At 42.9% G+C, this 15,436-nt stretch carries 13 protein-coding genes; all 13 read left to right on the top strand.

Translation table 11 applies throughout. From position 1 onward, the window contains the following. Positions 1 to 84: 84 nt before the first annotated feature. The gene (gene galE, locus V7D18_RS08010; RefSeq protein ID WP_426153158.1) at positions 85 to 1,104 is read left to right on the top strand and encodes a UDP-glucose 4-epimerase GalE; all 1,020 of its coding nucleotides are present in this window, start codon (positions 85 to 87) and stop codon (positions 1,102 to 1,104) included. 189 nt (positions 1,105 to 1,293) lie between these two features. Further along, positions 1,294 to 2,622, top strand: a complete 1,329-nt coding sequence (locus V7D18_RS08005; protein WP_426153156.1) for a putative DNA modification/repair radical SAM protein — start codon at positions 1,294 to 1,296, stop codon at positions 2,620 to 2,622. Next, on the top strand, positions 2,619 to 3,398 hold the full coding sequence (locus V7D18_RS08000; RefSeq protein WP_426153154.1) for a TIGR03915 family putative DNA repair protein: 780 nt from the start codon (positions 2,619 to 2,621) through the stop codon (positions 3,396 to 3,398). Before V7D18_RS08005 ends, V7D18_RS08000 begins: the two co-directional genes overlap by 4 nt. Before the next feature lie 174 nt (positions 3,399 to 3,572). Next, complete coding sequence (locus V7D18_RS07995) at positions 3,573 to 5,114, top strand: YifB family Mg chelatase-like AAA ATPase (protein WP_426153152.1); 1,542 nt, start codon at positions 3,573 to 3,575, stop codon at positions 5,112 to 5,114. Continuing rightward, a complete protein-coding gene (dprA, locus tag V7D18_RS07990) occupies positions 5,107 to 6,207 on the top strand; it encodes a DNA-processing protein DprA (protein WP_426153150.1) in 1,101 nt (366 codons plus the stop codon). Before V7D18_RS07995 ends, dprA begins: the two co-directional genes overlap by 8 nt. A 14-nt stretch (positions 6,208 to 6,221) precedes the next feature. Further along, entirely contained in the window at positions 6,222 to 8,291 is a 2,070-nt protein-coding gene (gene topA, locus V7D18_RS07985; protein ID WP_426153148.1) for a type I DNA topoisomerase, read from the top strand. Positions 8,292 to 8,424: 133 nt separating this feature from the next. Further along, positions 8,425 to 9,240 carry a GTP-sensing pleiotropic transcriptional regulator CodY gene (codY, locus tag V7D18_RS07980; RefSeq protein ID WP_426153146.1) on the top strand — a complete coding sequence of 272 codons (816 nt, stop codon included), beginning with the start codon at positions 8,425 to 8,427 and terminating at the stop codon, positions 9,238 to 9,240. Between the two features lie 238 nt (positions 9,241 to 9,478). Continuing rightward, positions 9,479 to 10,219: a 30S ribosomal protein S2 gene (rpsB, locus tag V7D18_RS07975; RefSeq protein WP_117418479.1), complete on the top strand. Its 741-nt coding sequence runs from the start codon at positions 9,479 to 9,481 to the stop codon at positions 10,217 to 10,219. A gap of 112 nt (positions 10,220 to 10,331) precedes the next feature. Then, on the top strand, positions 10,332 to 11,255 hold the full coding sequence (gene tsf, locus V7D18_RS07970) for a translation elongation factor Ts (protein WP_426153143.1): 924 nt from the start codon (positions 10,332 to 10,334) through the stop codon (positions 11,253 to 11,255). A 127-nt stretch (positions 11,256 to 11,382) separates the two neighbouring features. Further along, on the top strand, positions 11,383 to 12,300 hold the full coding sequence (locus V7D18_RS07965) for an ABC transporter permease (protein ID WP_426153141.1): 918 nt from the start codon (positions 11,383 to 11,385) through the stop codon (positions 12,298 to 12,300). A 17-nt stretch (positions 12,301 to 12,317) separates the two neighbouring features. Continuing rightward, the gene (locus V7D18_RS07960) at positions 12,318 to 13,358 is read left to right on the top strand and encodes an ABC transporter permease (protein ID WP_426153139.1); all 1,041 of its coding nucleotides are present in this window, start codon (positions 12,318 to 12,320) and stop codon (positions 13,356 to 13,358) included. A gap of 15 nt (positions 13,359 to 13,373) precedes the next feature. Beyond that, positions 13,374 to 14,384, top strand: coding sequence for an ABC transporter ATP-binding protein (locus V7D18_RS07955; protein ID WP_426153137.1), 1,011 nt, complete (start codon positions 13,374 to 13,376; stop codon positions 14,382 to 14,384). After that, positions 14,384 to 15,361, top strand: a complete 978-nt coding sequence (locus tag V7D18_RS07950; protein WP_426153135.1) for an ABC transporter ATP-binding protein — start codon at positions 14,384 to 14,386, stop codon at positions 15,359 to 15,361. Before V7D18_RS07955 ends, V7D18_RS07950 begins: the two co-directional genes overlap by 1 nt. Positions 15,362 to 15,436 lie beyond the last annotated feature (75 nt).

Genomic DNA, 15,436 nt, shown 5'->3' with positions numbered 1-15,436 from the left:
ATAGGTTTTTAAGAAATTCTACATTGTTATTTTCCGGTTTCCTGCTTATAATAGTTTCAGGACATTTTAAAGGAGGAAGTTAACATGGCGATATTAGTTACCGGTGGTGCAGGATACATAGGAAGTCATACGTGTGTGGAACTGCTCAATGCCGGTTTAGAGGTAGTAGTGGTTGACAATCTTTGTAATTCAAGCAGGGAATCCATGAAGCGGGTAATGGAAATTACAGGAAGAAAACTGAATTTTTATGAGGCGGATTTACTGGACCGGGAAGCTCTGGAGCAGATCTTTGAAAAAGAATCCATTGATGGTGTCATTCATTTTGCAGGATTAAAGGCAGTGGGCGAATCTGTCTTCAAACCGCTTGAATATTATCATAATAACATTACAGGAACTTTAGTGCTTTGTGATGTTATGAGAAAACACGGAGTGAAGAGTATTGTGTTCAGTTCTTCTGCGACAGTATATGGAGATCCGGAGTTTGTGCCCATCACGGAAGAATGTCCAAAGGGAGACATCACCAATCCTTATGGAAGAACCAAGGGAATGCTGGAACAGATCCTGACTGATTTAAATACCGCAGATCCGGAGTGGAATGTTATGTTATTACGGTACTTTAATCCCATCGGAGCTCATGAATCCGGCCGGATTGGAGAAGATCCGAAAGGAACGCCCAATAACCTTCTTCCTTATATTACCCAGGTGGCGGTAGGAAAACTGGAACGCCTGGGAGTATTCGGCAATGATTATGGTACGCCGGACGGAACCTGTGTCAGGGACTATATTCATGTAGTTGATCTGGCAGTGGGCCACGTAAAGGCTTTAAAAGCCATGTCAAACCAGGCAGGCGGTGTGTGGATCTATAATCTGGGAACCGGAATCGGATACAGTGTTCTTGATGTGATTGGCGCGTTTGAGGAAGCCAATGATTTAAAGATTCCTTATACAATTATGGAACGCAGACCTGGAGATATCCCAACCTGTTATGCAGATCCTTCGAAAGCGGAGAAGGAGCTTGGCTGGAAAGCGGAGCGGGGGCTGAAAGAGATGTGCCGGGATTCCTGGAATTGGCAGAAGAACAATCCGGGCGGATTTGAAGAATAACGATAACCGGTAACGGTTTCATAACAGACAGAGACGGGGGAATTTCGCCGTCTTTTTCTGTTGTCCGCTTCCTGTAAAATGCAATGAATAAAAATTTGTTTAAAGAGAGAACATATATTCGAAAAAGCTTGAAATTTTTAAATAAGTATGCTAAAATTCTTGTTAAGAACAAATGTTCGAGGTGAAGAGATGCTAATACAGGAAGCGCTAAGTGTTCAGGAAAAATTAGAGATATTGTCGGATGCTGCCAAGTATGATGTGGCCTGTACTTCCAGCGGAGTGGACCGCAAGGGGAAGGCAGGAACCATCGGCAATGCCAGCAAGGCAGGTATCTGCCACAGCTTTTCGGCGGATGGCAGGTGTATCTCTCTGCTCAAGATATTATTTACAAATCAGTGTATTTACGATTGCAAATACTGCATCAACAGATCTTCCAATGACGTAGTCCGTACTGCGTTTACACCAGAGGAGGTTTGTCAGCTTACCATACAGTTTTACCGCCGTAATTATATCGAGGGTCTGTTTCTGAGTTCCGGTGTTTTAAACAGTGCTGATTATACCATGGATCTCATCTACCAGACGTTAAAAAAGCTGAGGGAGGAGTATCATTTTCATGGCTATATTCATGTAAAAGCGATTCCGGGTGCAGATCCGTTATTGATTGAAAAAACAGGGTTTCTTGCAGACCGTATGAGTATTAACTTAGAGCTGCCCACAGCAGAAGGACTGAAAAAGCTGGCTCCAGGGAAGAACCGTGACAAGATATTAAAACCCATGAAGCAGATTCAGAATGGAATCGTGACCAATCGCTATGAATTGATGGAATATAAAAAGACTCCTGCTTTCGTACCGGCAGGCCAGAGCACACAGATGATCGTGGGCGCTACGCCTGAGAATGATTATCAGATGATGATGGTGGCAGAGGCGCTGTACAGGAATTATGATCTGAAAAGAGTATTTTATTCTGCGTTTGTGCCGGTTAATCAGGACAGCAGCCTCCCTGCCCTTCCGGGAGGACCGCCGCTTTTGAGAGAACACAGGCTTTATCAGGCAGACTGGCTGATGCGTTTTTACGGTTTCCAGGCGGGAGAACTGCTTTCGGAAGACCGCCCTAATTTTAATGTTCTTCTGGATCCCAAGTGTGACTGGGCACTCAGGCATCTGGAGCTGTTTCCGGTGGAAGTAAACCGGGCTGATTATTTCACTCTTCTGAGAGTTCCTGGTATGGGAGTGAAGTCCGTGAAACGAATACTGGCTGCCAGACGGAGCGGAATATTGGATTTTGAAGCTTTAAAAAAGATGGGGGTAGTACTGAAAAGAGCTCATTATTTTATTACCTGTTCTGGTAAGATGATGTATCCTGTAAAGATTGAAGAGGATTATATATCCAGCCACCTGGTAGGCGAGGAACGGAGAAGTGTCTGGGATATCAGCTCTACAGCCACTTACCGGCAGCTTTCCCTGTTTGACAATACCGGTCTGCTGGCACAGGCAGGCTCCGGAGGAATTATGGTATGAAGACGATATACCTTTGTGACAGCAGTATAGAGGGGATTTTAAGCGGTGTTTATACCGCGTGGGCCAGTAAGAAGGGTCACGATAATGTGATGATACGGCTTAAGGATGACGGTATAACCATGGAACTGTTCTGTCAATATGAAGAAGTGACCACTGATTCCCAAAAGGCTGATAAGGTGATAGCAGCAATCAGAACTAAGATTTCCGAGGAAGCCTATGAAGTTGTTTACAAAGCTGCTTTAAGTAATGATATGGAGCGCGCAGATAAGATTTACCGTTTTCTGATCTGCGGATTTCGTGCAGGAGCCGGTATTGTCAGCATGCTTCAGATTCAGGCTGTTTATGACATATTTCATATGTGCCGCTTTGTCGATAATGAGACACACCATCTGACTGGATTTGTCCGCTTTTTAGAGATGGAGGGAGATTTACTGGTAAGCCGAATCGGTCCTAAGAATGACATAATTGTTCTTCTTGCACCCCATTTTGCGGATCGCCTCTCAGGAGAGAACTGGGTAATATATGATGCGAACAGAAAAAAGGCAGTTCTCCATCCGGCATTCCGCCCCTGGTATCTGACTGACTTTTTGTCACCCCAATGGGAAGATAAGATTACAAAATCGGCAAAAGAGGACGAATACGAAGATCTTTTCAGACGCTTCAGGAAGAGCATTTCTATTAAGGAACGTACAAATCCGGTCTGTCAGCTGAATCATATGCCTCTCCGTTTCAGACCATATATGCCTGAATTTTCCCGGGGTTTAAGGGATGTCTGACGGGGGTTGACAGTGATGTCAATATTTCTTGGAAAAAGCAGAAAAAGTGAGAAAATAGTTGCCTTTTTCTGCTTTTTAAGTTATCATAAATTTAATCCGGTTCCGGATATTCCAAGTGCATTTCTGCATGAATTTCCATTTTTTATTTCCTTTATATTTGAAAGGAGTGTTTAATTGTATAGTAAAGTTCATAGTATTGGTATTATTGGCGTAGAGGGGGTCCCGATTCTTGTGGAGGCGGATGTCAGCGACGGGCTGCCTGGTTTCTCCATGGTGGGTTATCTTTCTTCCCAGGTAAAGGAGGCGCAGGACAGAGTCAGAACGGCCCTTAAAAACTCGGGTTTTCGCATTCCTGCCAAAAAGATAACCATCAATCTCTCTCCTGCAGATATCAGAAAAGAAGGGACTGCTTTTGATCTTCCCATTGCAATTGCTATTTTATCTGCTTCTGGTATGATCCCGTCTTCTAATTTGTCGAACTGTGTATTTTCCGGAGAGCTTGGGTTAGATGGTACAGTGAAACCTGTGCCAGGGGCGCTTTCTATTGTTCTCGCTGCAAAAAAGGACGGAAAGACAGTATGCTATCTTCCAAGAGAGAACAGGGGAGAAGGATCTGTCGCAAATGGTATACAGGTTGTGGGACTGGATACCTTAAAGGATTTGACGGATTATTTAAATGGAATAAGGAAGCTGCCGGAGTTTTCTGCTGATCAAAAACTGCCGGGATCTGCAAGAAAGAATTACGATGTGGATTTTTCAGACATAGGAGGCCAGCCGTTTTTAAGACGTGCCACTGAGGTTGCTGCAGCGGGTATGCATAACATTATGTATATCGGGCCTGCAGGCACAGGGAAAACTATGTTTGCCAAAAGAATTCCTACCATAATGCCATCTCTTTCTTTTGAAGAAATCATGGAAATCTCTAAAATATACAGCGTTTGCGGTCTGCTTTCCGGGGAGACTCCTGTTATGAATACGCGGCCCTTTCGCAGTCCCCATCATACTATCAGCCCTCAGGCACTTGCAGGAGGCGGACGCATTCCCAGGCCGGGTGAGTTAACTTTGGCTTCAGGTGGTGTACTGTTTCTGGATGAATTGACTGAATTTCAAAAATCCACCATTGAGATTTTGAGGCAGCCTCTGGAAGCGGGGGAAATCACCATAACAAGAACTCACGGGGCTTACATATTTCCTGCAAAATTTCTATTGGCGGCTGCAATGAACCCTTGTCCTTGTGGATTTTATCCGGACAGAACGAAGTGCAGATGTTCTGAAAGCCAGGTAAATAAATATCTGGGAAGAATCTCAAAACCAATACTGGACAGATTCGATATCTGTGCAGAATCAAGTCCTGTGAGTTATAAGGATTTGCTGCAGGGAGAAAAAGGGGAAACGTCCGCATCCATCAGAATCCGTATAGAGCAGGCAAGATCCATGCAGATAGAGCGGTTTAAGGGCACAGGAATACATTTTAACAGTTCTATGAAGAAACCGGATCTGGAAAGATTCTGCAGCCTGGATAAAACAGAAGAGCTATTTCTTAAACAAATCTATGAATCAATGGGACTAAGTGTCCGGGGATATGAGAAAATCCTTAAAATCGCAAGAACGATTGCAGATCTGGAAGGCTCTGAAAAAATGACAAAAAACCATCTGGCTGAAGCTGCTGGTCTGCGCAGCCGGGAAGGCAGGTTCTGGGGAGGTATTTATGGATAATCTGGAAGAAAGGGAATGTCTGTACTGGCTTTCCCACATTCCGTTTCTTGGAGCGGTGAAAATAAAAAAGCTGCATGATTACATGGGGAGTTATAAGAAGATATATAATATAGAAAGAAAGGAACTGGAAGGCTGCGGGCTTTTAAAACAAAGTGAGATATCGTTTATTGAAGAACGAAAATCCTATATGGATTCCATTCGTATCCAGCTGGAACAAATAGAGAAAAGAGGAATACGATTTATCACTCATTTTGATCATGATTATCCAAAACGGCTTCGATCAGTTTATGGTTACCCTGTGGGTCTTTTTGTAAAGGGAAATCTTCCAGCAGAGGAGAAACCTGCAGCAGCTATCATAGGAGCCAGGAACTGTACCAATTACGGACGCCAGATGGCGGTATACTTAGCAAGAGAGCTGTCCGCCGCAGGAGTGTCGATTATCAGCGGTCTGGCTAACGGAATAGACGGAGCGGGACATGAGGGTGCTCTGGAGGCAGGTCAGGAGACGTACGGCGTATTGGGGTGCGGAATCAATATCTGTTACCCAAAAGAAAATTACGGATTATACAGACGCATGGCAGACTGCGGAGGCATTATAACGGAATTTATGCCTGATGAAGCACCAAAACCTCAGAATTTTCCTATGAGAAACCGGATCATAAGCGGGTTATCCGATGCGATTCTTGTAATCGAGGCCCGGGAAAAGAGCGGATCTCTGATTACGGCTAATCTTGGACTGGAACAGGGAAAAGAGATTTTTGCCCTTCCTGGGAGGGTGACAGACCCCTTAAGTACAGGCTGCAACTGTCTGATTTCTGAAGGGGCCGGTGTATTGCTGTCTCCGGAAACTGTGTTGGAATATTTTAAATTACAAAGCGGTAAAATATTAAGAGTTCATGAAAAAAATAAGAACAGGCTTGCCAAAAAAGAAAAAATGGTGTATAGTTGCCTAGATTTGCAACCGAAGAATCTGGAAGAGATTGTGAGATGCAGTGGATTGTCTGTCAGCGAGTGCATGAGTGTCCTTTTGGAACTGGAATTAAAGGGCAGCATTATACAGACATCCCATCAATATTATGGTAAGAAACAATAGGCGAGGAGTTTGGTATGGCGAACTGTTTAGTAATTGTGGAGTCACCCGCAAAAGTAAAAACTATAAAAAAGTTCCTTGGGGCAAACTATGAAGTAGATGCTTCCAATGGACATGTAAGGGATCTTCCCAAGAGTCAGATGGGAATCGATGTAGAACATGATTTTGATCCAAAATATATAACGATCAGGGGAAAAGGGGATATACTTGCAAAGCTGAGAAAAGAAGTTAAAAAAGCAGATAAGATTTATCTCGCAACCGACCCTGACCGTGAAGGAGAAGCGATTTCCTGGCATTTAATGAAAGCTCTGAAATTAGATGAGCTGAAAGAAAAACAGGTATACCGGATCAGCTTTAATGAAATTACCAAAAATGCGGTGAAAACCTCTTTAAAAACTCCAAGAGCGATTGATATGGATCTGGTAGATGCCCAGCAGGCCAGAAGAGTTCTGGACCGAATGGTTGGATATATGATCAGCCCACTTTTATGGGCCAAGGTAAAAAGAGGACTGAGTGCCGGACGCGTTCAGTCTGTTGCGCTTCGTCTGATCTGCGACCGGGAAGAGGATATCAATGCTTTTATACCGGAGGAATACTGGAATCTGGATGCGGACTTAAAGCAGGATGGAAGCAAGAAGACACTGAAGGCAAAATTCTATGGAGATAAGAATGGAAGAATTACCATTCATAATAAGGAAGAACTGGATAACATACTTGCCGGTCTACACAAGAAAGAATACCAGGTTGACGAGGTAAAGGCAGGGGAACGGGTAAAGAAAGCGCCCATTCCATTTACGACCAGTACTCTTCAGCAGGAAGCTTCCAAGGTACTTAATTTTTCAACTCAAAAGACCATGCGTCTGGCTCAGCAGTTATATGAAGGCGTTGAAGTTGCCGGTCATGGTACCGTAGGTCTCATCACCTATTTGAGAACTGATTCTACCAGAATCGCAGAAGAGGCTGATGTAGCAGCCAGGGAGTTTATAGAGAAGCAGTACGGCAGCCGTTATCTGGCAAACGGAGAACAGAACAAGAAAAGCAATGTTAAGATACAGGATGCCCACGAGGCGATTCGTCCTACGGACATTACCCTGACACCGGTGATCGTAAAAGAATCCCTTCAGAGAGATCTGTTCCGTCTTTATCAGCTGATCTGGAAGCGATTTGCAGCCAGCAGAATGCAGCCTGCCGTGTATGAGACTACCTCTGTGAAGGTAAAAGCAGGAAGCTATTTATTTACGCTTTCCGCTTCAAAACTTCAATTTGATGGATTTATGTCTGTTTATGTGCAGGAAGAAGAAAAAGAAGAAAACAATATTCTTCTTGGAAATCTGGAAAAAGGCAGTATACTTAAACTGGAGAAGCTGGAAAACAGCCAGCATTTTACCCAGCCCCCCGCTCATTTTACGGAAGCATCGCTTGTAAAAGCCATGGAAGAACAGGGAATTGGACGTCCAAGTACTTATGCTCCTACAATTACAACGATAATAGCCAGACGGTATGTGGCAAAAGAAAATAAAAATCTTTACGTGACAGAACTGGGAGAAGTTGTCAACAGTATGATGAAACAAAGCTTCCCCAGCATTGTAGACATCACATTTACTGCGAATCTGGAATATCTTCTTGATAAAGTGGGAGATGGAACGGTACAGTGGAAGACGGTAGTGAAAAATTTCTATCCTGATTTAAAGGATGCGGTTGATAAGGCACTGGTAGAACTGGAATCTGTTACAATAGCCGATGAAGTGACAGAAGAAGTTTGTGAACTGTGCGGCCGGAATATGGTTATTAAATATGGACCTCACGGAAAATTCCTTGCATGTCCCGGTTTCCCGGAATGTAAGAATACGAAACCTTATCTGGAAAAGACAGGAGTTCCATGTCCAAAGTGCGGTAAGGATGTAGTGATTAAGAAGACAAAGAAGGGCAGAATTTATTATGGCTGCGAGGCAAATCCTGACTGTGATTTTATGTCATGGCAAAAGCCTTCCACCCAGAAGTGCCCTAAATGCGGTTCCTATATGGTTGAAAAAGGTAATAAGTTATTATGTTCCAATGAACAGTGCGGATACAGCACGGATAAATAGGGAAATAGAAAAATTATTAAGAAAATCGAAAATCTTCAAAAAACTATTGTTATTTGAAAATAATAGTGATAATATTTAATTATTAAAAGCGTTTTTCGAAATTTCACATCAATTATAAAGGAGGTTTTCGGCAATGAGCGTACAGTTGTTGGACAAAACTAGAAAAATTAACAAATTATTGCATAACAATAATTCGCATAAGGTCGTATTTAACGATATCTGTGAAGTGCTTACCGAGATCCTGAATTCCAATATTCTTGTTATCAGCAAGAAGGGTAAGGTGCTTGGCGTGGGTCTCACGTCTGACATCGAAGAGATTCAGGAACTGATTGCAGACCAGGTAGGCGGTTATGTCGATACTATGCTGAATGAACGACTGCTCAGTATTCTGTCTACAAAAGAAAATGTAAACCTGGAAACGCTTGGTTTTACCGGTGACAACATCAGAAAATATCAGGCTATTATAACACCGATTGATATAGCAGGGGAGAGACTTGGAACTCTGTTTATTTATAAATCGGATTCACAGTATGACATAGACGATATAATTTTAAGCGAATATGGCACTACTGTCGTAGGACTTGAGATGATGAGGTCAGTAAACGAAGAGAATGCAGAAGAAACCAGAAAGGTACAGATTGTGAAATCAGCCATCAGCACCTTATCCTTCTCGGAACTGGAAGCGATCACACATATCTTCGAGGAACTGGATGGAAATGAAGGCATTCTTGTCGCAAGCAAAATTGCAGACCGTGTCGGGATTACCCGTTCTGTTATTGTCAATGCGCTGCGGAAGTTTGAAAGTGCCGGTGTTATCGAATCCAGATCTTCCGGTATGAAAGGTACCTATATTAAGGTCCTGAATGATGTGGTATTTGATGAGCTGAAATCCATCAAGGCAGGTAATACAAAAATCATTCCGGAACGCCGCGATATAAAAGATTTATAGTTCATAGAAAAGCTTAAAAAAGGTGATCAGCAATGATTACCTTTTTTTGCGGATACAAGACAGAAATCTTCTGATTTGGACATGAAATATTAAAAATTACTTGCATCGTTAAAAATATTGTGCTATACTAGCAAGGCTTACAAAAAACACGTCTGCGGATTCCAGAGGAAGGTGCCAGGATATGGTCTCCTCGGAAGCAAAAGAAACGGACGGAAGTAAAACCAATGGAGGTAATAACATGAGCGTTATTTCAATGAAGCAGCTTTTAGAAGCTGGCGTGCACTTCGGTCATCAGACCAGAAGATGGAACCCTAAGATGGCTCCGTATATTTACACAGAGAGAAATGGTATCTACATCATCGACTTACAGAAGTCTGTTGTAAAAGTAGATGAAGCTTATAAAGCAGTATCTGATATTGCTGCAGAAGGCGGAAAAATCCTTTTTGTTGGTACAAAGAAACAGGCTCAGGATGCGATCAAATCTGAGGCAGAGCGCTGCGGTATGTACTTCGTAAACGAGAGATGGCTGGGCGGTATGCTGACAAACTTCAAGACAATCCAGTCCAGAGTTGCAAGATTAAAGCAGATTGAGACAATGTCTCAGGATGGTACATTTGATGTACTTCCTAAGAAAGAAGTAATTGCTCTCAAGAAAGAATGGGAAAAGTTAGAGAAGAATTTAGGCGGAATCAAAGATATGAAGAAAGTTCCGGATGCGATTTTTGTTGTAGATCCCAAGAAAGAAAGAATCTGCGTTCAGGAAGCTCACACACTGGGCATTCCGTTAATCGGCATTGCTGATACAAACTGTGATCCTGAAGAACTTGATTTCGTAATCCCAGGTAATGATGATGCGATTAGAGCTGTCAAGTTAATTGTATCCAAGATGGCAGACGCAGTAATCGAAGCAAACCAGGGCGAGGCAGTAGCTGAGGAAGCAGAAGCAGCTCAGGAGTTAGAAGAGACTGTAGAAGCTTAAGATTCAGACGAACGTATGCTTCGGTCTGCTGTATGGCGGGTCGAAGCATATTTTTATGAACAGACCTTTTGCAATATCAATGACGTTTAATCGATGATGGAGGGAAAAACAAATGGCAGCAGTTACAGCTGGAATGGTAAAAGAATTAAGAGAGTTAACCGGTGCAGGTATGATGGACTGCAAGAAAGCGCTTGCAGAGACTGACGGTGATATGGACAAGGCAGTTGAGTTTTTAAGAGAAAAAGGACTTGCAGCTGCATCTAAAAAGGCAGGAAGAATTGCCGCAGAAGGCGTTGTTACAACTGTAGTAAGTGAAGACGGAAAAGCCGGAGCTATCGTAGAAGTAAACAGTGAGACAGACTTCGTTGCCAAGAACGCTCAGTTCCAGGGTTATGTAGCTGACGTGGTTTCCCAGGTTCTTGCTTCTGAAGCAAAGGATATGGATGCATTCATGGCTGAGCCATGGATCAGTGACAGCTCATTAACAGTAGCTCAGGCTTTATCCAGCCAGATCTCTGTTATTGGCGAGAATATGAATATCAGAAGATTCGAAAAGATTACAACTGATGGCGTAGTTGTTGATTATATTCATGGCGGCGGAAGAATCGGCGTTCTGATTGAAGCTGGTGCAGAAGTTGTTAATGATACTGTTAAAGAAGCGTTAAAGAACGTAGCAATGCAGATCGCTGCTTTAACTCCAAAGTATGTAAAGAGAGAAGAAATTTCTCAGGAATTCATTGACCATGAAATGGAAATCTTAAAGGTTCAGGCTAAGAATGAAAATCCTGACAAGCCAGATTCCATTCTTGAGAAGATGATTGTTGGTCGTTTGAATAAGGAATTAAAAGAGTTCTGTCTGGTAGATCAGGCTTATGTAAAAGACGGAGACTTAACAGTTGGCAAGTATTTAGAGCAGGTTTCTAAAGAAGTTGGCGGAAAAGTAGAAGTTAGAAAGTTTGTACGTTTCGAAACAGGCGAAGGCCTTGAGAAGAAAGAAGAGAACTTTGCAGAAGAAGTTGCAAAACAGATGCAGTAATCTTGTAACAGGATTCTGGGGGGAATCCCATGGGTATCCATGGGATTTTTCTATTCAAACAGTGTCCGTTTCCGATTGACATATGTTTCCAGCCGGACGGACATTACAACAAAAGGAGTTGATGAGAGTGGCTAAATATATTATAAAACGTATTGCTATGGCGATTATAACGATTTTTGCTGTTGCTACGGTAACATTTTTTGTCATGAACATGGTACCAGGAGGACCATTCATGTCAGAAAAGGCAATCAGCCCACAGGCCCAGGCGGCATTAAATGAAAAATATGGACTAGATAAACCATTAAGTGAACAGTATGTAACTTATATGAAAGATATTCTGCATGGAGACTTAGGATTGAGTGTGAAACAGCGTGGACGTACTGTCAACATGATTATTGGCTCAAAATTCCCTGTTTCCGCAAGAATCGGAGGAATGGCAATTCTGGCAGCAGTAATGGTTGGCGTTCCCCTTGGAAGCATTGCTGCGTTCAAACGAGGCACAATCGTAGATAATATCATTATTGTATTCAGTACCTGTGGAATCGCAGTTCCCAGTTTTGTGGTTTGTACCATACTTATGTATGTTCTCAGCTTAAAGTTAGGTCTCTTGCCTACGTTTGGGCTTGGATCATGGAAGAATTATATTATGCCGGTTATGGCACTTGCTCTTTACCCATCATCCTACATTGCAAGACTGATGCGTTCTTCCATGCTGGATGTTATGGGACAGGATTATATGAGAACAGCCCGTGCAAAAGGTCTTTCCCAGCTGGTGAGTATTTTCAAGCATGCACTTCGTAATGCCATTCTTCCAGTGGTTACATATTTAGGACCGCTGCTGGCTTACACGGTAACTGGAAGCTTTATTGTTGAAAAAATATTTACCATTCCGGGGCTCGGATCTGAATTTATTGGTTCCATTACAGGACGTGATTATCCTCTTATTATGGGCACTACAATTTTCCTCGCTGCTTTGATGGTTGTGATGAATGTGCTGGTTGATGTCGCTTATAAATTCATTGATCCACGTATCAATCTGAAGTAAGAGAAAGGAGAAAGAGGATGCCAAAGAATAAATTATCATTACAGTTAAATGTGGAAGACTTTCTCCTTGCCAGTGATGCGGAAAAAGAAAGCCTTACTGTCATGCGGAAAAGTGTCGGATTCTGGAAAGATGGAATCAGACGTCTGAAGAAAAATAAAATTGCGATGATCAGCCTGTTTGTAATCATCGTTGTATTTATCCTGTCATTTGTAGTACCTCAGTTATATCCATACAGCTATGAACAGCAGATTCGCGGAAGCGAAAACTTAGCGCCTATGCAGTATTCTGCAAAAGAACTGGCTTCTATGGATTCGGGGGAGAGCGTATTCCCTCATGTTTTGGGAACAGATAACCTGGGACGTGACTATGCAGTCCGCGTTATGATGGGAAGCAGAGTTTCCCTCATTGTCGGCCTGGTTGCTTCTGCCATTATCTTACTGATCGGTTCTCTTTACGGTTCCATTGCTGGTTTCTTCGGAGGCTGGGTGGATATGATTATGATGCGTATTGTGGATATGATTTACACCGTTCCCGATATTTTAATCATTGTACTTTTATCTGTAGCTTTTGATCAGCCGTTAAAAGCGCTGGCTCAAAAACCGGGTTTTGAGTGGATTCAGGTAATTGGTGTGAACCTGATCAGTATCTTCGTTGTATTTGCCCTGCTTTACTGGGTTGGTATGGCGCGTATTGTGCGGAGCCAGATTCTTATTTTAAAAGAGCAGGAATATGTAACTGCTGCAAGAGCTCTCGGCGCTTCCAGCGGTCATATTATTAAAAAGCATCTGCTTACCAACTGTATTGGTACATTGATTGTAACTACAACACTTCAGATTCCTTCTTCCATCTTTACTGAGAGCTTTTTAAGCTTCCTTGGTCTTGGAGTGGCTGCGCCCATGCCTTCACTGGGAAGTCTTGCAAGTGCGGCATTAAATGGTCTGCAGAGTTATCCGCACCGTTTATTTGCTCCGGCACTCATGATTTCAGTTATTATTTTAAGTTTCAATCTGTTGGGTGACGGTCTTCGGGATGCGTTCGATCCGAAACTGAAAGATTAAAGGAGGGAAGAAACGATGAGTGAATATTTAGTTAATATTGAGAATGAACGTCTTTCTTTCTTTACTCCGGCGGGGGAAGTTAAGGCTTTAAATAATGTTTCCCTTCATTTGCGTGAAGGAGAAGTTCTTGGAATTGTTGGAGAATCAGGATCAGGAAAATCTGTAACTGCCTATAGCCTCATGGGACTTACTGCATATCCCGGCCGTTTACTGGGAGGTTCCCTTCAGTTTAACGGACATCAGATTGATCAGATGACGGAAAAAGAAATGCGTAAAATCCGTGGAAATGAAATATCAATTATTTTTCAGGATCCAATGACCAGCTTAAATCCGGTATATACAATTGGAGATCAGATTTGTGAGGTTGTTATGCTTCACACAAATAAAAACTCTCATCAGGCAAAGGAAAGAGCAAAAGAGCTTCTGACTCTGGTTGGTATCAATGAGCCGGAGAAACGTCTTAAGCAGTATCCTCATGAATTGTCTGGTGGTATGCGCCAGAGAGTTATGATTGCGATTGCGCTGGCGTGTGAGCCAAAGCTTCTGATTGCGGATGAGCCGACAACTGCTCTTGATGTTACGATACAGGCGCAGATTTTGGAATTGATGATGGAGTTAAAGGAAAAGCTTGGCATGGCAATCATCATGATCACTCACGATCTGGGTGTTGTTGCCAACATGTGTGACCGCATCGCTGTTATGTATGCAGGAAAAGTGGTGGAGTATGGAGATGCCAATGATATTTTCTACAATCCATGCCATGAATATACGAAAGGTCTGATCCGAAGCATTCCGAAACTGACTGAAAAAGAACACAGCAAGCTGATCCCGATTGAAGGAAGTCCTGTGGATATGCTCAATCCTCCTGCCGGCTGTCCGTTTGCGCCCCGCTGCAGATCCTGTATGAAGATTTGCCTTCGTGAAATGCCGCCTTATACAGATATATCTGAAGTTCATTACAGCGCCTGCTGGCTTATGCAGAAACAGGAGTTTGAAAAACAACAGGCGCAGAAGGGAGATGCATAATGGATCAAAAATATCTGGTAGAAGTTGAAAATTTAAAGCAGTACTTCCCTGTTGCCGGTGGCAAATTATTTGAAAAGAAAGTGGTAAAGGCTGTTGATAATGTTTCATTTGGTATAAAAAAAGGAGAAACTCTGGGACTTGTAGGAGAATCCGGCTGTGGAAAGACAACCACGGGACGAACCCTGCTGCGTCTTTATGAGCCAACAGAAGGAAAGATTTATTTTGAAGGAAAAGATATTACAAAGGTCAATATGCTTCCATACCGTCAGAAGATGCAGATTGTATTCCAGGATCCATATGCAAGTCTGGATCCCCGTATGACAGTAGGAGATATTATCGGTGAGGCGATTGATATTCATCATCTGGCCGCTAATAGAAAAGAGCGCCAGGAGCAGATCATTTCTGTTCTCTCCACGGTTGGTCTAAACTCGGAACATGCAAACCGTTACCCTCACGAATTTTCAGGCGGTCAGCGCCAGCGTGTGGGAATCGCCCGTGCACTGGCAGTAGATCCTCAGTTTATTGTCTGTGATGAACCTGTATCTGCGTTGGATGTTTCCATTCAGGCACAGGTAGTAAATATGTTTGAGCAGCTTCAGGAAGAAAGAGGCTTAACCTATTTATTTATTGCTCATGATCTTTCTATAGTAAAACATATCTCCAACCGTATCGGAGTTATGTATTTAGGAAAGATGGTAGAGCTTGCCGACAGTTACGAACTCACTTTCCACAGCGTACATCCATATACGAAGAGTCTGATATCAGCAATTCCGATTGCAGATCCGGAAGCAAGCCGGAAATCGAAGAGAATTATGCTGGAAGGAGATGTGCCAAGCCCAGTCAATCCGCCATCCGGCTGCAGATTCCGTACCCGCTGCCCTTATGCGGATGAGCTCTGTGCGGCGCAGGAACCGGAATGGAAAGAAGTCTCCTCCGGACATTACGCTGCCTGCCATCATCTGGATAAAGTGAATTAAAATCTGATTGAACTTTTGCTGCTTTTATGTTATGCTTAGTAAATGAATTGGCGCAGTAGCCGGATAAAGTGCTAC

Origin of the sequence: Lacrimispora sp. 38-1 (assembly GCF_049890855.1) — a bacterium.
In the GTDB taxonomy this organism is placed as follows: Bacteria; Bacillota; Clostridia; order Lachnospirales; family Lachnospiraceae; genus Lacrimispora.
Note: the sequence above shows the minus strand (reverse complement) of the source record. Positions and strands in the feature narration are given on the sequence as shown.